18 protein-coding genes are annotated in these 21,215 nt (G+C 72.2%); 11 read left to right on the top strand and 7 right to left on the bottom strand.

Annotated features, from left to right (window positions below; all coding sequences use genetic code 11):
• The first annotated feature begins 163 nt into the window (after positions 1-163).
• The gene (locus tag ACZ63I_RS27100; protein WP_469341686.1) at positions 164-358 is read left to right on the top strand and encodes a hypothetical protein; all 195 of its coding nucleotides are present in this window, start codon (positions 164-166) and stop codon (positions 356-358) included.
• A 59-nt stretch (positions 359-417) separates the two neighbouring features.
• Here the strand turns inward: ACZ63I_RS27100 and ACZ63I_RS27095 are convergent, their stop codons facing one another.
• Positions 418-807: a DUF5997 family protein gene (locus ACZ63I_RS27095; protein ID WP_469341685.1), complete on the bottom strand. Its 390-nt coding sequence runs from the start codon at positions 805-807 to the stop codon at positions 418-420.
• Between the two features lie 58 nt (positions 808-865).
• Here ACZ63I_RS27095 and ACZ63I_RS27090 point away from each other — a divergent pair, with 58 nt between their 5' ends.
• Together ACZ63I_RS27090 and ACZ63I_RS27085 are read left to right on the top strand one after the other, a co-directional pair.
• The gene (locus tag ACZ63I_RS27090) at positions 866-1,636 is read left to right on the top strand and encodes a LysR substrate-binding domain-containing protein (protein ID WP_469341683.1); all 771 of its coding nucleotides are present in this window, start codon (positions 866-868) and stop codon (positions 1,634-1,636) included.
• Between the two features lie 247 nt (positions 1,637-1,883).
• The gene (locus ACZ63I_RS27085; RefSeq protein ID WP_469341960.1) at positions 1,884-3,227 is read left to right on the top strand and encodes a M1 family metallopeptidase; all 1,344 of its coding nucleotides are present in this window, start codon (positions 1,884-1,886) and stop codon (positions 3,225-3,227) included.
• Positions 3,228-3,263: 36 nt separating this feature from the next.
• Here ACZ63I_RS27085 and ACZ63I_RS27080 read toward each other — a convergent pair whose 3' ends face one another.
• From ACZ63I_RS27080 to ACZ63I_RS27070, 3 genes are all read right to left on the bottom strand, one after another.
• Positions 3,264-4,733 carry an MFS transporter gene (locus ACZ63I_RS27080; RefSeq protein ID WP_469341682.1) on the bottom strand — a complete coding sequence of 490 codons (1,470 nt, stop codon included), beginning with the start codon at positions 4,731-4,733 and terminating at the stop codon, positions 3,264-3,266.
• Between the two features lie 133 nt (positions 4,734-4,866).
• Positions 4,867-6,147: a cation:proton antiporter gene (locus ACZ63I_RS27075; RefSeq protein WP_469341680.1), complete on the bottom strand. Its 1,281-nt coding sequence runs from the start codon at positions 6,145-6,147 to the stop codon at positions 4,867-4,869.
• A gap of 2 nt (positions 6,148-6,149) precedes the next feature.
• On the bottom strand, positions 6,150-6,620 hold the full coding sequence (locus tag ACZ63I_RS27070; RefSeq protein ID WP_469341678.1) for a cation:proton antiporter regulatory subunit: 471 nt from the start codon (positions 6,618-6,620) through the stop codon (positions 6,150-6,152).
• 203 nt (positions 6,621-6,823) lie between these two features.
• Between ACZ63I_RS27070 and ACZ63I_RS27065 the strand changes: the two genes are divergently transcribed.
• The 4 genes from ACZ63I_RS27065 to ACZ63I_RS27050 all read left to right on the top strand — a co-directional run bounded on the left by ACZ63I_RS27065 (position 6,824) and on the right by ACZ63I_RS27050 (position 9,156).
• Positions 6,824-7,417 carry a GNAT family N-acetyltransferase gene (locus ACZ63I_RS27065; RefSeq protein ID WP_469341676.1) on the top strand — a complete coding sequence of 198 codons (594 nt, stop codon included), beginning with the start codon at positions 6,824-6,826 and terminating at the stop codon, positions 7,415-7,417.
• An 87-nt stretch (positions 7,418-7,504) separates the two neighbouring features.
• A complete protein-coding gene (locus tag ACZ63I_RS27060) occupies positions 7,505-8,104 on the top strand; it encodes a sulfite oxidase-like oxidoreductase (RefSeq protein ID WP_469341959.1) in 600 nt (199 codons plus the stop codon).
• Positions 8,074-8,841, top strand: coding sequence for a ferredoxin reductase (locus tag ACZ63I_RS27055; protein ID WP_469341675.1), 768 nt, complete (start codon positions 8,074-8,076; stop codon positions 8,839-8,841). Before ACZ63I_RS27060 ends, ACZ63I_RS27055 begins: the two co-directional genes overlap by 31 nt.
• Before the next feature lie 33 nt (positions 8,842-8,874).
• Entirely contained in the window at positions 8,875-9,156 is a 282-nt protein-coding gene (locus tag ACZ63I_RS27050; protein ID WP_469341674.1) for a DUF6510 family protein, read from the top strand.
• An 84-nt stretch (positions 9,157-9,240) separates the two neighbouring features.
• Here the strand turns inward: ACZ63I_RS27050 and ACZ63I_RS27045 are convergent, their stop codons facing one another.
• The gene (locus tag ACZ63I_RS27045) at positions 9,241-11,031 is read right to left on the bottom strand and encodes an MOSC domain-containing protein (protein WP_469341673.1); all 1,791 of its coding nucleotides are present in this window, start codon (positions 11,029-11,031) and stop codon (positions 9,241-9,243) included.
• Between the two features lie 106 nt (positions 11,032-11,137).
• Between ACZ63I_RS27045 and ACZ63I_RS27040 the strand changes: the two genes are divergently transcribed.
• Positions 11,138-12,094, top strand: coding sequence for an oxygenase MpaB family protein (locus ACZ63I_RS27040; RefSeq protein ID WP_469341671.1), 957 nt, complete (start codon positions 11,138-11,140; stop codon positions 12,092-12,094).
• A gap of 8 nt (positions 12,095-12,102) precedes the next feature.
• Here the strand turns inward: ACZ63I_RS27040 and ACZ63I_RS27035 are convergent, their stop codons facing one another.
• Complete coding sequence (locus tag ACZ63I_RS27035) at positions 12,103-13,389, bottom strand: geranylgeranyl reductase family protein (RefSeq protein WP_469341669.1); 1,287 nt, start codon at positions 13,387-13,389, stop codon at positions 12,103-12,105.
• A gap of 288 nt (positions 13,390-13,677) precedes the next feature.
• Here ACZ63I_RS27035 and ACZ63I_RS27030 point away from each other — a divergent pair, with 288 nt between their 5' ends.
• The gene (locus ACZ63I_RS27030; protein WP_469341668.1) at positions 13,678-16,761 is read left to right on the top strand and encodes a GH92 family glycosyl hydrolase; all 3,084 of its coding nucleotides are present in this window, start codon (positions 13,678-13,680) and stop codon (positions 16,759-16,761) included.
• A 152-nt stretch (positions 16,762-16,913) separates the two neighbouring features.
• Positions 16,914-19,133 (top strand): NADP-dependent isocitrate dehydrogenase, encoded by a 2,220-nt coding sequence (locus ACZ63I_RS27025; protein WP_469341666.1) that lies wholly within the window; start codon positions 16,914-16,916, stop codon positions 19,131-19,133.
• 56 nt (positions 19,134-19,189) lie between these two features.
• Here ACZ63I_RS27025 and ACZ63I_RS27020 read toward each other — a convergent pair whose 3' ends face one another.
• Complete coding sequence (locus ACZ63I_RS27020; RefSeq protein WP_469341665.1) at positions 19,190-19,912, bottom strand: HAD family hydrolase; 723 nt, start codon at positions 19,910-19,912, stop codon at positions 19,190-19,192.
• A 107-nt stretch (positions 19,913-20,019) separates the two neighbouring features.
• On the opposite strand from ACZ63I_RS27020, the gene ACZ63I_RS27015 reads away from it, so the two are divergent.
• Entirely contained in the window at positions 20,020-21,069 is a 1,050-nt protein-coding gene (locus ACZ63I_RS27015; protein WP_469341664.1) for a lactonase family protein, read from the top strand.
• The last annotated feature ends 146 nt before the right edge of the window (positions 21,070-21,215 follow it).

Below are 21,215 nucleotides of genomic sequence, written 5' to 3'. Positions count from 1 at the left end.
TCCGAGGGGGGTTGGTCGACACGAACGTCGACAACGAGAGCCGTCAGGTGCGGCTGAGCTTTCTCGGCTGAGTACGAGGCACCGCTGTCCGTTTTGTGTAGATAGTCACGTTTGGGGAAAAATACACAGTAGGACATGCCGAGACCACGATGAAGGGGTCCTCATGGCATACATCGAAACGCACGAGAACGACAGCTTCTACGCCCTCGACCGGCCGGCCAACCCCACGCTCGCCGAGGACAGGCCCCGTGGCGGCGGAGCGCGGAAACCGCTGCAGCACAAGGGGAGCCTGACCTTCGGCGCGCTGGTGGGCGCGGTCTTCCTGGAGATCCTCATCGGGATCTTCATGTTCCCGTGACGGGCGCCTCATGACCGGTCCGTACCGGGGAGCACCGAGAGCGCCCACGAGCGCCGGCGTCAGTCGGCTTCGCGCCGTGCGGCGTTCTTCTCCTTGATACGGACCGCTTCCTTGCGCACCTCTGCCTGGGTGGCGCGCTCGCGCGTGAGCCAGTCGGGGCCGTCTTCCCTCAGCGCCTCGATCTGCTCCGTGGTGAGCGGTTCGGTGACCCCGCCGCGAGCGAGGCCCGCGATGGAGACGCCGAGCTTGGCCGCCACCACCGGGCGGGGGTGCGGACCGTTGCGGCGCAACTCCACGAGCCACTCGGGCGGGTCCGCCTGGAGCGCGCTCAGTTCGCTGCGTGAGACGACACCCTCCTGGAACTCGGCGGGGGTGGCCTCAAGGTACACACCCAGCTTCTTCGCGGCTGTCGCCGGCTTCATGGTCTGGGTGGTCTGCTGCGACGTCATGGGGACCAGGGTATCGAGCGGGTGCGCCGCCGCTGACCACGCCCGGTAACCTGGCGGGGTGACAGGCTCGGAAGTGCCCCCCTCGTTCCGCCTCGCGTACGTCCCCGGGGTGACCCCCACCAAGTGGGTGCGGATCTGGCACGAGCGGCTGCCGGGCGTCCCGCTGACCCTCGTTCCCGTCTCCGCCGCCGAGGCCGCTGACGTCCTGCGGGACGGCGGCGCGGACGCCGGGCTCGTACGGCTGCCGATCGACCGGACGGACCTGAGCGCGATCCCCCTCTACACCGAGACCACCGTGGTCGTGGTCCCGAAGGACCATGTCGTGGCGGCGGTCGAAGAGGTCTCCGCGCAGGAGCTGGCCGACGACATCGTCCTGCACCCGCTCGACGACACCCTCGGCTGGGAGCGCCCGCCGGGGCAGCCGGCCGTTGAACGCCCCGAGACGACGGTCGACGCGATCGAGCTGGTCGCCGCGGGGGTGGGGCTGCTCGTCGTGCCGCAGTCCCTCGCCCGGCTGCACCACCGCAGGGACCTGACGTACCGCCCCCTCTCGGATGCGCCGGAGTCGCGGGTCGCGCTGTCCTGGCCGGAGGACGCCACCACCGATCTGGTGGAGGACTTCATCGGGATCGTGCGCGGCCGTACGGTCAACAGCACCCGGGGCCGCACACCGCCCGCCGCGGCGCCGACGCAGCCGAAGAAGGAACGCCCCGGCTCGGGCGGCGCACGGCGCAAGCCGGCGGCGGGCACCTCCACCGGCAAGAACCCGCGCGGCGGCTCGGCGGGAGCCAAGGGCGGCAAGCGCGGCAAACCGCGCCGCCGGTCCTGAGGCCCGCCGGGAGGTTCCGCCCGAGAAGCGGCCCGCACACCGCACGAGCAGGCATATTGGCGTCTTGTCAGGTTCGTGTACCGGGCAATAAGGTTTGGTCGCCTTCGTACCAGCCCTGTTCCCGGTGTCAGGAGTGCACGTGCCCGCTGCCCACCCGTCCGCCGACGGTGCCCGCCCGCTTCGCGGCTTCGTCCGGTCCGGCCTCCTGAGCACCACCGTCGCCGTCCTCGCGATCACCGCCCTCACCCTGACCACCGAGGGCACCGCCGTGGCGGCCGTCGCCGCGAAGGCCGGCGCCCCGGGACTCGGCGACCCGTACTTCCCGCTGGCCGGCAACGGCGGCTACTCCGTACGGCACTACGGACTCGACCTCGCGTACGACCCGGGCACCAAGCGGTTGGACGGCGAAGCGACGATCACCGCGCGGACCGGCGGCCGGGACCTGCGGTCGTTCGACCTCGACCTGTCCGGCCTCACCGTCAAGAGCGTGCGCGTGGACGGCCGTACGGCGAAGTGGCGGCGGGACGGCCAGGAGCTGGTCGTCACCCCGCGCAAGGCGCTGCGCCGAGGCGCCGCCTTCCGGGTCGAGGTCGGCTACGGCGGTGTCCCGGCGGACGTCACCGACCCGGACGGATCCCCGGACGGCTGGATCGCCACCGACGACGGCGCGTTCGTCGCGGGGGAGCCGCAGGGCGCCATGACCTGGTTCCCCGCCGACAACCACCCGCTCGACAAGGCCGCGTACTCGTTCGAGATCACCGTGCCGAAGGGGTACACGGCGGTGGCGAACGGGGTGCTGAAGTCCCAGCGGACCAGCCGCGGGAAGACGACGTTCCGCTGGGACCAGCGCGAGCCGATGGCGGCCTATCTCGCCACCGCCACGGTCGGCAAGTTCACCGTCCAGAGCTACAAGACGGCTTCGGGCATCCCGGTGTACAACGCCGTGGACCCGAGGGAGGCCGCGGAGGCCGCCCCCGCGCTGGCCGAGATCCCCGAGATCCTCAACTGGGAGACCAAGCGGTTCGGCCCCTACCCGTTCTCGGCGGCCGGAGCCATCGTCGACCACGCACCCGACGTGGGCTACGCGCTGGAGACGCAGACCCGGCCGGTCTACGACCGGGCTCCGGACGTCGGCACGGTCGTGCACGAGATGGCACACCAGTGGTTCGGCGACTCCGTGAGCCTGACGAGCTGGCAGGACATCTGGCTCAACGAGGGCTTCGCGACGTACGCCGAGTGGCTCTGGGAGGAGCAGCACGGCGGGCGGAGCGCGCAGGCCAGCTTCGACCACTTCTACGCGTCGCCCGCCACCAGCGGTCTCTGGGCGTTCCCTACCGCCGATCCCGGCAGCGGCGAGAACATCTTCGCGTCGCCCGTCTACACGCGCGGCGCGATGGCACTGCAGAAGCTGCGTACGGCCGTCGGCGACCGGGACTTCTTCACGATCCTGAAGTCCTGGGCAGGCGGGCACCGGTACGGCAACGGCACCACGGCCCAGTTCATCGCCCTGAGCGAGAAGGTGTCGGGCAAGCACCTCGGGCCGCTGTTCCACACCTGGATCGGCACGGCGGGCAAACCCGCCAAGCCGTAGTCGCCGTCGCCCGGCACTGCCGGCCGGGGCGGGTCGTCACGCCTTGCGGAACCTGGCCCCGATCGCCGGCGAGTGGAAGGCCGTCGACGTACCGGAGGCCCAGGCCGCCAGGTCGGGGCGCTTCGGCCGGGAGCCGCCGGCCAGCCAGATGCCGATGACGACCAGTCCGCCGAAGACGGTCAGGATCAGGGTCACCACCACCGATGTCCGGTACCCGTCGGCGAAGTCGGATCCCGTCGTCATGGCCAGGTGCACCAGGACCGGGCCGATCAGGAACGCGGCTTCGGAACGCAGCAGTTCGACCAGGGCGAAGGTCGGGCCGAGCTGTGCGGCCGACACCGAGAAACCGGCCAGGAACAGCCCGGGGGTGACACCGGCGCCCGCGCCGAAGCCCAGGAACAGCATGGCGACCGGCACGACGGCTGACGCGTTCGACGCCGAGACCGCCAGCAGGATCCCGGCGCCGACGGCGACGCTGACGATCCCGGAGAGCGCAAGGACCGGTGTCCAGCGTGTGGTCACCAGTTGCTTGAACAGCACGGAGGCGACCACCACTCCGAGCACCATCGGGGCGATCAGCGCGCCCGACTTGATCGGGGAATAGTGCGCCACCTCCTCCAGATAGACCTCGGCCAGCTCCAGCAGGGTGGTGAAGGCGGCGCCGACCAGCATCGCGCCGAGGGTCCCGCTGACGGGCAGCGTATTGCTGATGGGACGTACCGGCATCAGCGCGTTCTTCTTCCGGTACTGACCGACGATCAGGACGGCGCCGATCAGCAGCCCGACGATGACCGGCGCGAGGAACGCGGCGTCGGAGAACGAGCCGCGGGACAGCCAGGAGACGCCGAAGAACGGCAGGAACGCGGTGCCGAAGGCGAGCGGGATGGCGAGCCAGTCGAATCGCGACCCGCGCGCGTAGGGCTCGTTGCTCTCGAACGTCAGGGCCCCGAGGGTCAGTCCGACGGCGGCGAGCACGGCGATCGAGGTGTACAGCAGCCGCCAGCCGCCGTAACTGCCGATCAGCCCGCCCACCAGCGGTCCCGCCGTCACCATGCCGAACAGCCCGATGCTGATGACAGCGGCGGTGAACGGCAGCCGTTCGATGCCGTGCCCCAGGATCAGCGGCGGCAGCGCGGAGACCAGCAGCATGCCCGTGCACAGCCCCTGGAGGATCAGACCGGCCATGAACAGCCCGATCCCGGGGGCGCTCAGCGCCAGTACGGAGCCCAGGACGAACCCGGACTCGGCGAGCAGGTAGACCACCCGGCGCGGCAGCCGCTGGAGCAGGTCGGCGGCGCCCACGGCGCCGAACGCGTACCCCGCGTTGGACATGCCGCTGGTGAGCTGCAACTCGAACCGGGTGGCACTGAGGTCGTGCATGAGGACCGGCAGTGCGAAGGAGGTCGCCGTGGTGAGGATCAGATAGGGGCTCAGCGCGAGAAGCACCATGATCACTGCCGCGGGGTAGTTCCCGGCCAGTGGGACGCTGCTGAGGATGCGTGGCACGGGAAGCCTGAGCGGCATGGTTGCCCTTTGTGATCGGCGGCGGGCTGACGGATGGTCAGCAGCGTAGATCGCGGTGACCCTGGGTCACGGCTGACACGCCCGCGTCCGGAAGCGGCCGCCGCCGCGCGGCCCCCTACCGTTCCGGTTCGGCCACCGGTCCGGGTGGTCCGGGTGGTCCGGGTGGTCCGGCCGGCTCGGGCGTGAGGTCGTCGTGCGTCGGCATCGCGGACTCCGGTGCGGCGGTCCGGTTGCGTCTGCCGACGACCAGGGACTGGACCCTGCTGACGGCCGGCTGGGTCCAGCGGGCGGTGAGCGGGCCGAGGATGACCAGGATCAGGACGTACGCGGTGGCGATGGGGCCGATGCGCGGCTCCGTCGCGACGGCGAGCCCCGCGATGACGATCGAGAACTCGCCGCGCGCCACCAGCGTGCCGCCCGCCCGCCAGCGCCCCGGCGAGCCGATACCGGCACGCCGGGCCGCGTACCAGCCGGTGAGGATCTTGGTGACCACCGAGACGACCGCCAGCAGCGCCGCGGGCAGCAGCACGGGCGGGATGGCCGCGGGGTCGGTGGACAGGCCGAAGAACACGAAGAACACGGCGGCGAACAGGTCGCGCAGCGGCGTCAGCAGCTTGCGGGCGCCCTCGGCGACCTCCCCTGACAGGGCGATCCCGACGAGGAACGCGCCGACGGCCGCCGAGACCTGCAACTGCTGGGCCACGCCGGCGACCAGGACGGTCAGCCCGAGGACCACGAGCAGCAGCATCTCCGGGTTGTCGGACGACACCGCCCTGCTGATCAGCCGCCCGTGCCGCAGCGCCACGTAGAGCACGAGCCCCACGGCGCCGAGCGCGATCACCAGCGCCACGCTGCCGCCGGCCAGACCGACCCCGGCGAGCATGGCGGTGAGCAGCGGGAGGTACACGGCCATCGCGAGGTCCTCGATGACCAGGACCCCGAGCACGACGGGCGTTTCGCGGTTGCCGAGCCGGCCCAGGTCGGCCATCACCTTGGCGATCACTCCGGACGACGAGATCCAGGTGACCCCGGCGAGCGCGACGGCCCCCACCGGGCCCCAGCCGAGCAGCAGCGCGGCGACGGCGCCCGGCGTGGCGTTCAGGACGAAGTCGACGGCGCCGGACGGGTATTGCGTCTTGAGACTGGTGACGAGTTCGGAGGCGCTGTACTCAAGACCGAGCAGGAGCAGCAGCAGGATCACGCCGATCTCGGCGCCGACGGCGGTGAACTCCTCACTCGCGCCGAGCGGCAGCAGCCCGCCGTGCCCGAACGCGAGCCCGGCGAGGAGGTAGAGCGGGATCGGCGAGAGGCCGATCCGTCCGGCGAACCGGCCGATGATGCCGAGACCGAGGATGACGGAGCCCAGCTCCACCAGGAGTGCGGTCGTGTCGTGCACGGTCAGCCCCCCGCGATGATGTCGGAGAGGGTGTCGACGCCCTCGCGCGTACCCACGGCCACGAGCGTGTCCCCGATGGCCAGCCGGAAGTCGGGTCCCGGCGAGGGATGCGCGCTGTGGGTCCGCAGCACGGCGACGATGGAGGCGCCCGTCCTGGTCCTGGCCCGGGTGTCACCCAGCAGCCGCCCGCCGTAGGGGGAGCGGGTGCCGAGCGGTATGTGCTCGGTCACCAGGTCGATGCCCTCGGTGCGTACGGCGTCGATGGGCGCGGGGTCGATGAGGTGCGCGAGCGCGGTGGCCTCCTCGGTCGTCAGCGGTACCGAGAGCTGGCACGAATCGGGGTCGTCCTGCCGGTAGAAGCCGAGGAAGCGCCGTCCGTCGTTGTGCACCACCACCGAGATGTGCCGGCCGGAATCGGTGGTGAAGTCGTACTGCGCGCCGACTCCGGGCAGCGACGTGTGGCGGGTTCCCATGGCTTCCTCCCGAGCAGTGCGCCGCGGCGGGATCGCGCCACGACGCACTTGGTGATCTCTTTATCCTCTCATTACCTTATAGCGACCGAGCGGCCGGGCTTTATGCCCGGAGTGATCAATCCGTTTCGCCGGGGAGCGCGGCGGGCGCCGGGGCGGCCGACGCGGCGGGGTGATCTCCGGGGTTCTGTCGTATCGTCGCGGACATGGTCGAGCGAACTCACCGCGTGGTCGTCGAAGGGGCCCGGATTCTCAGTCCGCGGCTGAACCTCCGCCCGTGGCACCCTGACGACATCGAAGGAGCGCTGCGCGTCTACGGCTCGGACGACGTGTCGCGCTGGCTCGCACCCGCGATGGAACGGGTGCCCGACGCGGACGCCATGCGGGTGCTCCTCGACCGGTGGGTCGCCGAGGCCGGCACGCTGGAGACACCGCAGGGCCGCTGGGCCGTCGAGCTGCGCGAGACCGGCGAACTGATCGGCGGCGCCGCGCTGCTGCCCCTGCCGCCGCACGGCGGGGATCTGGAGATCGGCTGGCAGCTCGCCCCGGAGATGTGGGGGCACGGCTACGCGGCCGAGGCCGGGCACGCCGTCGCGCACCAGGCGTTCGAGTCGCCCGCCGGGATCGACGAGCTGTTCGCCGTGGTCCGCCCCCGCAACGAACGCGGCGCCGCCACGGCGCGCCGGGTCGGCATGGAGTGGGTGGGTGAGACCGACAAGTACTACGGCCTGCAACTGCAGGTCTACCGGCTGCGCAAGGGCGACCTCGACACCACGGGCCTCACGGCGCCCCCGGCGTAGCGGCGCACGCCCCCGCACGGCTTCGGGTGGCCGGTGCCGTACCGGGTGCGTAGGCTGGAACGCGCCTTCTACGAAGGGCGGCGCGACGTGGCTGTCATCTCCCGAGGGTTCCACGGCAGGCCCGCCCGGTCTGCGCGGAAACTGCCTCCAGGACAGTACGAGACCACCGACTTCCCGGTCCTGTCGGCCGGGCCGACACCGCGCGTCGACCGGGCGGACTGGCAGTTCACGATCACCACCGAGACCGGCGCCCGGCACACCTGGGACTGGGCCGGCCTCATGGCCCTGCCCGGTGAGCGCCCGACCGTCGATCTGCACTGCGTGACGAAGTGGTCCAAGTTCGGCACGGACTGGCAGGGCGTCTCCCTCGACCTGCTCCTCGCCGACGTCGAGACCGCGGCCGACTTCGCGCTCGTGCACTCCTACGGCGGCTACACCACCAACCTCCCGCTCGAAGACCTCCTCGACGGCCGGGCGTGGATCGCCCACCGGTACGACGGCGAGGACCTGGCGCCCGAACACGGCGGCCCCGCAAGGCTGCTCGTCCCCCACCTGTATCTGTGGAAGTCGGCGAAATGGGTACGCGGCATCGAGCTGCGCCTGGACGACGAGCCGGGCTTCTGGGAGAGCGCGGGCTACCACGACTACGGAGACCCATGGCGCGAACAGCGGTACCAAGGCGACTAGGACAGGCCCTGAGCGGGCGGTTGCGCTGGCGAACGGCCGAACTCGTCGGCAGGCGGCCGGAGTCGGCGGGCGCGGTGACGCTCGTCTTCGATGTGCCGGGCTGGCCGGGCCACCTGGCGGGTCAGCATGTCGATGTGCGGCTGACGGCGGAGGACGGATACAGCACGCAGCGCAGCTACTCCGTCGCCTCCGCCTCGGGCGGCGAGGGACTCGAACTGACCGTGCAGCGCGTCGAGAACGGCGAGGTGTCGCCGTACCTCGTGGACGAGATGACCGACGGCGACCTGGCCGAAGTGCGCGGCCCGGTCGGCGGCTGGTTCGTCTGGCGCCCCGAGCAGACCGAGCCCGTCCTGCTGGTCGCCGGCGGTTCGGGCGTGGTGCCGCTCATGGCGATGATCCGGGCCCGCCGCGCCGCAGGCAGCCGGACGCCGTTCCGGCTGCTGTACTCCGTACGCACTCCCGACGACCGGATGTACGCCGACGAACTGCGCCGCGGGGACCCGGGAGTTGACACCGCGTACGTCTACACCCGGGCGGCGCCACCGGAGTCGGCCCGGCCCGCCGGCCGGCTGACCGCCCCCGACCTGGTCCGCGACGGCTGGCCCGCCGACTTCGAGCCGACCTGTTACGTGTGCGGGCCGACCGGTTTCGTCGAGGCGGCCGCCGACCTGCTGGTCGGGCTCGGCCACGCGCCGGACCGTATCCGTACCGAACGCTTCGGCCCCAGTGGGGCATGACCCCGACGGTGGACGACCCCAGCGGAGGACGACATGGACCAGGCCCGCACGGACGACCAGTACGTGGACGGCAACGTCCTCGCAGGACCCCTCTCCGAGGTCTTCACCTTCGACCCGACCAGCGCGATCGGCCGGTGCGCCACCTGCGGCAGCGCCGGTCCGCTCGCCGCGCTGCACGTCTACACGCACGCGCCCGGCCTGGTGGCGCGCTGCCCCCGCTGCGACGACGTGATGCTGATGCTGGTCGAAGACCCGCACGGCGTCCGGCTCGACATGCGCGGAGCCGCCGCCCTCACCGTGCCGCTCGCCGGCTGACAGCGCGGCCCGTCCGCCGACCGACCGCCGACCGCTCACCACTCACCGCTCACCACTCACCACTCACCGCTCACCGCTCACCGCTCACAGGTCGAGCACGGTGTCCTCGCGGGGGCGGGAGCAGCAGATCAGCGCGTCGCCCTCGGCCGGCGGCTCGACGGGGTCCGGCTCGTAACCCACCTCGCCCGCCAGCAGGCCGGTGACGCAGGTGTGGCACACGCCGGTACGGCACGACCAGCGCACCGGCACGTCGCATGCCTCGGCCAGCTCCAGCAGCGTCCCGTACGCCGGTGTCCACGGGACCGTGAGCCCGCTGCGGGCGAAGGTCACCGCGGGGCCCGTCCCGGGGTCGCCCTCCGGTAGATGCGGCGGGCGCGCGGCGACCGGCGCGATACCGGGGGTGAGCGCGGGGCCTGCCCCGAAGACCTCGGTGCGGATGCTGCCGGGGGCGAGGCCCGCCTCGGTCAGCGCGCCGGTCAGATCGGCCATGAAGGCGGTCGGACCGCACAGATACGCGTCCGCTTCGGCGGGCAGCCCGAGCCGCGCCACCAGCGCGGACGTCAGCCGCCCCTGCTCGGTGCGGCCGCCCGCGCCGCGCAGGTCCTCGGGGCGCGGATGGCTGTAGCAGATGACGCTGCGGCTGCCGGGCAGCCCGTCGAGCAGTTCCCGGGTCTCCTTCGCGAAGGCGTGGTCGGCGCCGTCGCGTGCGCCGTGCAGCCACCAGACCTGCCGGTCACGCGCCGTGTCGGCGAGCGAGCGCAACATCGCGAGCAGCGGAGTCGCGCCCACGCCCGCCGACGCCAGCACCACAGGCCCCGGGCCCGGCGCCAGGGTGAAGTCGCCGCGCGGCGCCGCCGAGAGCAGCCGGTCACCGACCCGGACCCGGGTGTGCAGCCGGGTGCTGGCAGCGCCGTGCGGCTCCTGCTTGACGCTGATCCGGTACCGGTCGCCGCCGGGGCGGCCCGACAGCGAGTAGCTGCGCACCAGCGCGGGTCCGTCCGGGCTCGCGTCGAGCCGTACGGTCAGATACTGGCCGGGCGCGGCCGCGGGCAGCGGCGCGCCGTCGTCGGCGGCCAGCCACAGGGACAGCACGCTGCGGCTCTCCTCCTCGATCCCGGTCACGGTCAGCGGCCGGAAGCCCGGCCACGCGGGACCGCCGCCGGGGCCGGTGGTGCCGTCCGTCCCGGCCGTTCCGTCCGTCCCGGCCGTTCCGTCCGTCCCGCTCTGTCCTGCCGGCTCCGCCAGCATCGTCTCGAAGGAGTCCCGCCAGCCGGGGCTGAGCGCCTCGATCCGCAGCGCACGCCGCACCCGCTCGCGCGGGTGCCCCGGCAGATACAGCAGCCCGTCGACCTCGGCGACGGTCATTCCGCCGGGACCTTCCGCGACCTTGACGATCTCCTGCCCCGCCGCCACCTCGCCCTCCGTGAGGACCCGCAGGTAGAAGCCCGGCCGCCGGTGCGACACCAGCAGGGACGGCATACGCGGCTCCCGCATCCGCATCCCCACCCGGTAGCAGGTCACCCGGGGCTGCGTCACCTCGAAGAGCGCGTCCCCGATCCGGTACCGGTCGCCGACACACACCTCGTCGTCGGGCAGCCCCTCCACGGTGAAGTTCTCCCCGAACTGCCCGTGGGTGAAGTCGTCGCGGCCCAGCTCCCGCTCCCAGTGGCGGTAGGAGTCGAGCTGGTACACCATGACCGCCCGGATCTCGCCCCCGTGCCCGGCCAGATCGCCCTGCCCGTCCCCCTCGACGTTCAGCCTGCGCACCATCCGCGGCCCGGCGACCGGGCTCTTCCAGATGCCCGTGCGCACGGTCCTGCCCTGCCACGTCACGTCCTGGGGGAGGCCGACATTGACGGATACCAGCCTGGCCACACTGCCCACCTCACCGCTCGACGGCCCCCCGGCCTCCGAGCGTAAAACGTCCGCCGCTGTGCCGCGCGCCCGTCCGCGCGGGCAGGACCGGGCGGATACTGGAGGTATGGAGCTGTACATACCCGGCATGGCCGCGGTGCGGGAGCGGATCGGCAGCAGTCTGTTCGAGCGGGTCGCGGGACCGGAGGGACCGGCCAACCGCAGCCGGTTCCACGACGCGCCGGGGGAGCGCTGGTTCGGCCCCGACCGGCCCGTACGCGCCGTGCACGGCGACGCCTCGATGTTCGTCGGCGGGCTCAGGGCGCTGCTGCTCCAGTCGCTGCACCCGCTGGCCATGGCGGCCGTCGCCGGCCACTCCGGCTACCGCGGCGACCCCTGGGGGCGGCTCCAGCGCACCAGCACCTTCCTCGCCGTGACGACGTTCGGCACGGCGGACGACGCGCAGCGCGCCGTCGACCGGGTACGGGACGTGCACGAGCGGGTACGCGGACGCACGCCGGACGGCGAGCCGTACCACGCGGCCGATCCGCATCTGCTTACCTGGGTGCACATCGCCGAGGTCGACAGCTTCCTGCGCGCCCACAAGCGGTTCGGCTCCCAGCGGCTGACCTCCGCCGAGTACGACGGCTACGTCGCCGACACCGCGCGCGTCGCGACCGCGCTCGGCGCCGTCGACCCGCCGCGCGACCAGGCCGAGCTGGCCAGGCGGCTGGCCGACTACCGGCCCGAGCTGCGCGCCACGCCGCAGGCGCGGGACGCCGCGCGCTTCCTGCTGCTGAGCCCGCCGCTGCCGTTGCTGGCGCGCCCGCCGTACGCGGTGCTCGCCGCCAACGCGGTCTCCCTGCTGCCCATGTGGGCGCGCCGGCCGCTGCGGCTGCCGTATCTGCCGGGCGTCGAGGAGACGGGCGTACGCGTCGCAGGACACGGCCTGGTCAGGACGATCCGCTGGGCCATGGCCCGCCCCGCCCCCGACCGGCCCGCCCCCGACCGGCCCGCCCCCGACCAGCCCGCCCCCGACCGGCCCGCCGACGACCGCCCCACCCCGGACTCCGCCGGCACCTGACCGCCGCCTCAGCCGCGCCGTACCCGAGGCGCGGGCACCAGCCGCACCGCCGTGTTCAGCACATGGTCGATCGCGTCGCGCGAGGGGCTGTCGGTGAGGTTGGCCAGCAGCCGGGCCAGCGTGTTGACCAGGAACGGCGAGCCCATGACGTACCGGTTGAGGATCGGCTGGAACCCGGACCTGCTGAAGACCAGATCGGCCGCCGCGTTGCCCAGCCGGTAGTAGCGCCCCAGGCGGCGGTTCATCTCCTCCGGGTAGCCGTGCAGCACCCGCTCGCGCGCGGCCCCGTCCGGCCGGGACAGCGCGAGCGCCGCCTTCTCCGCCGCCACCTCACCGGCCTCCATGGCCTGGCCTATGCCCTCACCGTTCCACGGGCTGATCATGCCGCCCGAATCCCCCACCAGCAGCAGCCCGTTGGTGTACAGGGGGTGCCGGTTGAAGCCGAGCGGCAGCGCGGCGCTGCGCACCGGGCCCTCGGCGTTCTCCTCGCGCAGCCCCCACTCCTGCGGGGTACGGGCGAGCCATTCGTCCAGGACCTTCCGCAGGTCGGCGCTGCCGTGCGTGCGGTGCGGTACGGCGCCGAGCCCCACGTTGACGCGGCCGTCGCCCATCGGGAAGATCCAGCCGTACCCGGGCAGGAAGTACTTGCCGCCGGGGAAGCGCAGATCGGCCCACAGCTCCAGATACTCCTCCTGGGAGCGCTCGGGACTGCGGTAGTAGCGCCGCGCGGCCGTCGCGATCAGTCTGCCCTTGTCCCGGTCGAGCCCCATGGCGAGCGCGAGCCTCGCGGACGCCCCGTCGGCGGCGACGACGATCGGCGCGCGGTGCACCACAGGGTCCCCCGACCCGGACACGGCGGTGACGCCGGTGATGCGTCCGGCCCGGTCGGTGACCGGCTCCGTCACCTTCACGCCGTTACGCAGCCGCGCCCCGGCGGCGACCGCGTGGCGCGCCAGGATGTCGTCGAAGTCGTGCCTGCTGCGGGAGAGTCCGAAGCTGGGGTAGCGCCCGAGGTCGGGCCAGTCGATGTGCACCTGGCGCTCACCCGCCACCCAGCGCATACCGCGCGAGCGCATCCAGCCCGGCGCGTCGATGTCGATGCCCATCCTGACGAGCTGGTGCACGGCGCGCGGTGTCAGACCGTCACCGCACACCTTCTCCCGGGGGAAGTCGGCCTTCTCCAGCAGCAGGACGTCCACGCCCGCCTCGGCGAGGTGGAAGGCGGCGGAGGAACCCGCGGGGCCCGCTCCCACCACTATCACCTGGGCGTCTTCGCCCGACTTCGTCTCCCGCATCGGGAATCCCCTTCCGGTCCGGCCCGCACCGCGTTCGGTACGGTCTGCGCGCCGCGCTCGGTCCGGCGGCCCGGTACATCATCGCCCGACCCGGGTTCTTGACGGACGATCACGACGGGACGAGACTGCCGCTGGACGTGACAACGATGTCACGAGTGCGTTTCACGGCACGCGGCAGGCACGCGGCAGGCACGCGACAGGCGCGCCGTACGCGGCGGCAGGCGGTAGAGGAAGGTCTCCACGGTGCAACGACCAAGCGGCAGATGGAGCAGACTCGGGATCGCGGCGGTGGCGCTTGCGGCCTGCGCGACGGCCGTCCCTTCGGCGGCGGTCGCCGACTCCCCGGCGCGGGCTGACCACGTCAAACTCGTGTCGGACCCGACGGATTACGTCGATCCGATGATCGGCACCCAGAAGGGCGTCGACTGGGAGAACACCTTCCCCGGTGTGACGGCGCCGTTCGGGATGATGCAGTTCAGCCCCGACACCCCGTCGGGGCCCACCGGTTACTCGTACGACGACGACCAGATCAAGGGCTTCAGCCTCGACCACTTCTCGGGCGGCTGCTCTTCGTTCGGCGACATCCCGATCCTGCCGGTCACCGGGGCAGTCGGGGACGACCCCGCTGCCAGGACCGAGCACTTCTCGCACGACGACGAGCACGCGGCGCCCGGTTCGTACGCCGTCACGCTCGCCGACTCCCACGTGCAGGCGCAGTTGGGCGCCACCGAGCGGACCGGTATCGCCTCCTTCCGCTACCCGGCGGGCAGCCAGGCGCAGGTGCTGGTCAAGTCCGGCACCAGCCTCGGCGGCGATCTGGCGGCCGATGTCCGGGTGGTCAACGACCACGAGCTGTCCGGCACCACCACCGCGCACGGGCTGTGCAACAACAGCAAGTACACGATGTACTTCGACATCGCCTTCGACCGCCCGTTCACCGCGCACGGCACCTGGCAGGACGGCACGGTCACGCCGGGATCCTCCGGCGCCACAGGTGCCGGCTCCGGCGCGTACCTGACCTTCGACACGTCTCACAAGGCGTCCGTGACCGCCAAGGTCGGTATGTCGTACGTGAGTACGGCCGGCGCGGCGAAGAACATGGCCTCCGAGATACCCGGTTGGGACGTCGGACGGGTGCAGGCCAAGACCCGCGCCGCCTGGCGCGACGCGCTGCTGAAGGTCGACGTCGGCGGCGGCAACGCCGACCGGCTGACCACCTTCTACACGTCGCTGTACCGCTCGCTCCAGTCGCCGAGCGTCTTCAACGACGTGGACGGCCGCTACATCGGCTTCGACAACGTGATCCACCGGGTCCCGGCCGGGCACACCCAGTACGCGCACTTCTCCGACTGGGACATCTACCGCTCGCACGCGCCGCTCCAGACGATGCTCTATCCGCAGCGGACCGGCGACATGGCCAACTCGCTGCTGCGCGACGCCCAGCAGCAGGGCGGCTGGTGGCCGAAGTGGCCCTCGCAGAACATGACGGGCAACGTGATGAACGGCGACAACGGCGTGCCGCTGTTCGCCCAGTACGTGGCGTTCGGCGCCCGCGGTGTCAACGTCCGTGACGCGCTGCCCATCATGAAGAAGGGCGCGACGCGCTCGGAGAGCGTCGGCTGGGGCTGGGTCGAGCGGCCCGGCGTCGAGGACTACGTCCGGCTCGGCTACGCGCCCAACAACGCCGACTCGCAAGGCGATCACGGTCTCCAGGGTGCTTCGGAGACCCTGGAGTACGCGACCGACGACTTCGCGATATCCCAGCTCGCCGCTTCCGTCGGCGATCACAAGACGCAGGCCGAGTACGCGAAGCGCGGCAACAACTGGCAGAACATCTACGACCCGGCGACCGGCTATCTGCGCCCGCGCGACGACAACGGCGCGTTCCCCGCGGGCCCCGGCTTCCAGACACCGCCGGCCGGCGCCTTCGGCCAGGACGGCTACGACGAGGGCAACGCCGCCCAGTACAACTGGTCCGTCCAGCAGGACATGGCGGGCCTGGTGGCTGCCATGGGCGGCAAGGACAAGGTGATCCCGCGCCTGGACGAGTTCTTCGGCAAGCTCAACGCCGGCGGCAACGAGCCGTACGACTGGGCGGGCAACGAGATCGACACCACGGCGCCCTGGGCGTACGACTACGTCGGCCAGCCCTGGAAGACGCAAGAGGTCACCCGGCGCTTCGAGACCGAGCTGTTCACGACGGAGCCCGACGGCCTGCCGGGCAACGACGACAACGGCGCGCTGTCGTCCGAGTACGTGTGGGCGGCGCTCGGCATGATGCCGGCGACCCCCGGCACCCCGACCCTCGCGCTCAACAGCCCCCTGTTCAAGCGGGCCGTGATCAGCCTCGGCACCGGCAAGAAGATCACCATCGACGCCCCGGCCGCGGCCGACAACGCGCCCTACGTCACCAGCATGCGGCTGAACGGCAGGCAGTTCGAGTCGACCGCCCTGCCCGCCTCGTTCGCGACGCGCGGCGGCGACCTCGACATCAGCCTGTCCACCCGGCCCGACACCCACTGGGCCACCGGCGCCAAGGCCGCGCCGCCGTCGTACCGGACCGGAGAGGTGCCGGCCGTCGGCTACCTCACCCCGACCGGCACCCAGGTCACCCCCGGCGGTACGAGCCTGCCGGCCACCGTCGGCGCCGCCACCCTCGCCGGGCACGCGGGCAAGGTCCGCTGGACGGCGGCCTCCGACGTCGCGGGCGTCACCGTCACCCCGTCGTCCGGCACGCTGGACCTCGGCCGCGCGCCGACCGCGCACGTACCGGTCACGATCAAGGTCGCGCAGGACACCCCGTCCGGCTACCACCCGGTGAAGGTCACCTTCCGTACGGCGGCCGGGAAGACCCTGCCCGGCGGCGCCGTCGTGGTGACCGTACCGGCCGCCGACGGAGCCGCGACCGCCTGCGACACCCTGGGCGCCACCGACACCGAATGCGGGCTCCGGCTGCGCGACAACGGCGACGGGCACACCGCCCCGGTCACCGCGGGCGGCCGTGAGGGCCGCTCCACCACCGACGGCTCACCGTTCCAGTACTTCGACGTCGACAACACCATCGTCCCCGGCGGGCACTACACGGCGACCGTGACGATCGAGTACTACGACCACGGCACCGGAAGCTGGGGCATGCAGTACGACTCCACGACCGACGCCTACAAGCAGGCGGCCCCGGTCGCCAAGACCGGCACCGACACCTGGAAGACCGCGACGTTCACCCTGGACGACGCGGCGTTCCACAACGGCGAGAACGCCGGCACCGACTTCCGGCTCGCCAACAACGGCGACACGGGAACCATCGGCAGCGTCCATGTCTCCGTCTCCGGCGACAACGTCCTCGCACTCCACCTCTGCCCCGCCGACAACTGACGGCGGTCTCCCACCGGCCACGGGCGCCGGGTGTCCGCGCGGACACCCGGCGCCCGTGGCTTTGACCCGCCCCCGACTACGTGACACCGATCGCCGACGGCATATCTTGATATCAAGCAATGTCGCAGACGCAGACGTGGAGCGGAGTACCGGTGACTGACTCGACCATCATCTATACGCGAACCGACGAGGCCCCGGCCCTGGCGACGTATTCGTTCTTGCCTGTGGTCGAGGCGTACGCCTCGACGGCCGGGGTCACCGTGGAGAGCCGCGACATCTCGCTGTCCGGGCGGATCATCGCCGGCTTCCCCGAGTACCTGGAAGAGGGCCAGCGGGTCGAGGACGCGCTCGCCGAGCTGGGCGAGCTGGCCAAGACGCCCGGCGCGAACATCATCAAGCTGCCGAACATCTCGGCCTCGATCCCGCAGCTCAAGGCCGCAGTCGCCGAGCTGCAGCAGCTCGGCTACGCGCTGCCCGACTACCCGGACGACCCGAAGACCGACGAGGACAAGGACGTACGGGCCCGCTACGACAAGGTCAAGGGCAGCGCCGTCAACCCGGTGCTGCGCGAGGGCAACTCCGACCGCCGCGCGCCCGCCTCGGTCAAGAACTACGCCAAGGCGCACCCGCACCGCATGGGCGCCTGGACCCCCGAGTCGAAGACCAACGTCGCGCACATGAGCGCCGACGACTTCCGCTCCACCGAGAAGTCGACGGTCGTCGCCGAGGACGGCACCCTGCGCATCGAGCTGGTCGGCGACGACGGCAGCACCACCACGCTGCGCGAGTCGGTGCCCGTGCTCGCCGGCGAGGTCGTGGACGCGACGGTGATGCGGGTCGCGGCGCTGCGTGAGTTCCTCACGGCGCAGGTCGCCCGCGCCAAGGCCGAGGACGTGCTGTTCTCGGTGCACCTGAAGGCCACCATGATGAAGGTCTCCGACCCGATCATCTTCGGCCACGCGGTGCGCGCCTTCTTCCCGAAGACGTTCGCCGAGCACGGCCAGGCGCTCGCGGCGGCGGGCCTCAGCCCGAACGACGGCCTCGGCGGCATCCTCAAGGGCCTGGCGGCCCTGCCGGACGGCGCGAAGATCAAGGAGTCCTTCGACGCCGAGCTGGCCGAGGGCCCGGCCCTCGCGATGGTCGACTCCGACCGCGGCATCACCAACCTGCACGTGCCGAGCGACGTCATCGTCGACGCCTCCATGCCGGCCATGATCCGCACCTCGGGCCACATGTGGGGCCCGGACGGCAACGAGGCCGACACGCTCGCCGTCATCCCCGACAGCAGCTACGCGGGCATCTACCAGGTCGTCATCGACGACTGCCGCGCCCACGGCGCCTTCGACCCCGCCACGATGGGCTCGGTCGCCAACGTCGGTCTGATGGCGCAGGCCGCCGAGGAGTACGGCAGCCACGACAAGACCTTCGAGATCCCCACCACCGGCACGGTGCGGGTCACCGACGCCACCGGCAAGGTCGTCCTGGAGCACGTGGTGAGCGCCGGGGACGTCTGGCGCATGTGCCAGACCAAGGACGTGCCGATCCAGGACTGGGTCAAGCTCGCCGTCACCCGCGCCCGCGCCACCGGCAACCCCGCGGTGTTCTGGCTGGACGAGGGGCGCGCGCACGACGCGAACCTCATCGCCAAGGTCGAGAAGTACCTGCCGGAGCACGACACGGACGGGCTGCTCATCGAGATCAGGAAGCCCGAGGACGCCATCGCGTACTCGCTGGAGCGCATCCGCAGGGGCGAGGACACCATCTCCGTCACCGGCAACGTGCTGCGCGACTACCTGACCGACCTGTTCCCGATCCTGGAGCTGGGCACGAGCGCCAAGATGCTCTCGGTCGTCCCGCTCATCAACGGCGGCGGCCTGTTCGAGACGGGCGCGGGCGGCTCGGCGCCCAAGCACGTCCAGCAGCTCGTCAAGGAGAACTACCTGCGCTGGGACAGCCTGGGCGAGTTCCTCGCCCTCGCCGTCAGCTTCGAGCACCTCGCGACGACCACGGGCAACGCACGCGCCCAGATCCTCGCCGACACGCTCGACCGCGCGACCGGCACGTTCCTGGACGAGAACAAGTCGCCCAGCCGCAAGGTCGGCGGCATCGACAACCGCGGCAGCCACTTCTACCTGGCCCTCTACTGGGCGCGTGAGCTGGCGGCGCAGACCGAGGACGCCCAGCTCGCCGGGGCGTTCGCCGCGCTGGCGAAGACGCTGGGCGACCAGGAGCAGACGATCGTGGACGAGCTGATCGCCGTCCAGGGCAAGCCCGCCGACATCGGCAGCTACTACCGTCCCGACGACGCCAAGGCGTCCGCCGTGATGCGCCCGTCGGCGACGTTCAACCAGGCCATCGCCACCCTCGGCTGACCCGGCAGAGCCACGCCTGAAAGCCCCGGTCCCGCACCCCTGCGGGACCGGGGCTTTCACCCGGCGTCGGTGTCACCGCCTGCCTCGGTCCCGACGATCCACCGGTAGGCGGCCCGCGCGCTGAACTCGGCCTGGCCGCCGGGGAAGAGCAGCTCGGCGGTGCGGAACGCCGGGTCGTCGGCCGCCGCGCCCGGTACGTACGGGACGGCGACGCAGCGCATCCCCGCCGCGTGCGCGGCGACCACACCGGGCGCCGCGTCCTCCAGCACCACACACGCGCCCGGCGCGGCGCCCAGCCGCCGCGCCGCCTCAAGGAAGACGTCGGGCGCCGGCTTGCCGTGCGCGACCTCCTCCGCCGACACAGTCGTCGCGAAGTACCGGTCGAGCCCGGTACGGCCGAGCGCGGCGTCGATGGCCGCGCCGGAGGAACCGGACGCCACCGCCAGCGGGGCACCCGCCGCGTGCAGCAGCTCCACGAACGCGCGCATCTCCGGGAACACCTCGGTCGACTTCCGCACCAGCTCCAGATACAACTCGTTCTTGTCGGCCAGCAGCTCGTCGACCGGTACGCCGATGCCGTACTCGGCGCGCAGCGCCTCCAGGGTCTCGCGCGTACTGATCCCGATGTACCGGCTGTGCTGCTCCCAGGTGAAGTCGGGCACCCCGTGGCGTGCCAGCAGCCGGCGGCCCGCCTCGTAGTAGTTCGGCTCGCTGTCGACGAGTGTCCCGTCAAGATCGAAGATGACCGCCGGTGGCTGTGACGTGCCCGAAGTGCTCATGCCCTCAGCATGTCAAGGCCCGGTACCGGCCCGCTCGCCGGCGCCGTCCGCCCTGCTACCGTCGCCGGGCATCGTCACATCGTCGTATCGAAGAGGGGACACACACCGTGAGCGTCAGCAGCGCCGGGCGGGCCTTCGTCGGATCGTTCACCTCGGCGGGAGGCCGTGGCGTGATCGCCGTGGACGTGGCGGGCGGGAGCGGCGCGCTCACCGAGCGCGGCGCCAGTGACGCGGTGGCCGATCCGTCCTTCCTCACGCTCACCCCGGACGGCTCCGTGCTCTACGCCGTCTCCGAGACGCAGGACGGCGGCGCCGCGGCCTTCGAGGTGCTCGCGGGCACCGGCGGCCTCCGGCCGCTCGGGCAGCGGGTGCGGGTCGAAGGGGCGGGCCCCACGCATCTCACACTCGTCGGCGGCCACCTGCTGACCGCCAACTACGGCTCGGGCAGCGTCAGTGTGCTGCCCGTCGCCGCCGACGGCGCGCTGCTGGCCCCGTCCGCCGTGTTCCGGCACGAGGGCGCTGGACCCCACCCCGAGCGGCAGCGCGAACCCCATGCCCACCAGGTGCTCCCCGATCCGGGCGGACGCTGGGTGGTGAGCGTCGACCTCGGCACCGACTCGGTACGGGTCTGCGCCCTCGACCCCGGGACGGGGGAGCTGACCGCGCACAGCGAGACACCGCTGCGCCCCGGGTCAGGACCGCGCCATCTCGCCTTCCACCCGGCGGGCGGCCACGCGTATCTGCTGAACGAACTCGCACCGACCCTCATGGTCTGCCGCTGGGACGCGTCTGCGGGGCGGCTCGAACCGCTCGGCGAGGCGCCGCTGCTGCCCGCGGGCGAGCAGCCGGAGAGCTTCGCCTCGGGCGTGGCCGTCTCCAGGGACGGACGGTTCGTCTGGGCCGCCAACCGGGGCCATGACAGCATCGCCGTCCTCGCGCTCGACGAGACGTACGAGAAGGCCGAGCTGGTCACCACGGTCGGCTGCGGCGGTCGCTGGCCGCGCGATCTGACGCTGGACCCGACAGGGCGCCGCCTGTACGTCGCCAATGAGCACTCCGGCGACGTGACCTGGTTCGACATCGACCCGGTGACCGGGATCCCGGCCCGCGCCGGTTCCTTCGAGGCCCCCGCCGCCTCCTGCGTGATCTTCGGCTGAGGCCGAGCGGGACGTGATCTTCGGCTGGGACCGAGCGGCGGGGGGGGGGGGGGGGGGCCGCGCCGCCCCCGCCCCGCCCGGCCCGGGGGGCGCCGGGGGGCGGGGGGGGGGGCGGCGGGGCCCCGGCCCCGGCAAGCCCACCAGAC

The sequence above is a fragment of the Streptomyces sp. NPDC087906 genome (assembly GCF_055584925.1).
This window is presented reverse-complemented; position numbering and strand designations above follow the sequence as displayed.

Bases quoted from the DNA above. Each gene is read 5' to 3' on its own strand.
- ACZ63I_RS27055 (WP_469341675.1), top strand. From the start codon at position 8,074: ATGGCGCGAACAGCGGTACCAAGGCGACTAGGACAGGCCCTGAGCGGG.
- ACZ63I_RS27100 (WP_469341686.1), top strand. From the start codon at position 164: ATGGCATACATCGAAACGCACGAGAACGACAGCTTCTACGCCCTCGAC.
- ACZ63I_RS27070 (WP_469341678.1), bottom strand. From the start codon at position 6,620: ATGGGAACCCGCCACACGTCGCTGCCCGGAGTCGGCGCGCAGTACGAC.
- ACZ63I_RS27020 (WP_469341665.1), bottom strand. From the start codon at position 19,912: ATGAGCACTTCGGGCACGTCACAGCCACCGGCGGTCATCTTCGATCTT.
- ACZ63I_RS27095 (WP_469341685.1), bottom strand. From the start codon at position 807: ATGACGTCGCAGCAGACCACCCAGACCATGAAGCCGGCGACAGCCGCG.
- ACZ63I_RS27065 (WP_469341676.1), top strand. From the start codon at position 6,824: ATGGTCGAGCGAACTCACCGCGTGGTCGTCGAAGGGGCCCGGATTCTC.
- ACZ63I_RS27035 (WP_469341669.1), bottom strand. From the start codon at position 13,389: ATGCGGGAGACGAAGTCGGGCGAAGACGCCCAGGTGATAGTGGTGGGA.
- ACZ63I_RS27050 (WP_469341674.1), top strand. From the start codon at position 8,875: ATGGACCAGGCCCGCACGGACGACCAGTACGTGGACGGCAACGTCCTC.
- ACZ63I_RS27040 (WP_469341671.1), top strand. From the start codon at position 11,138: ATGGAGCTGTACATACCCGGCATGGCCGCGGTGCGGGAGCGGATCGGC.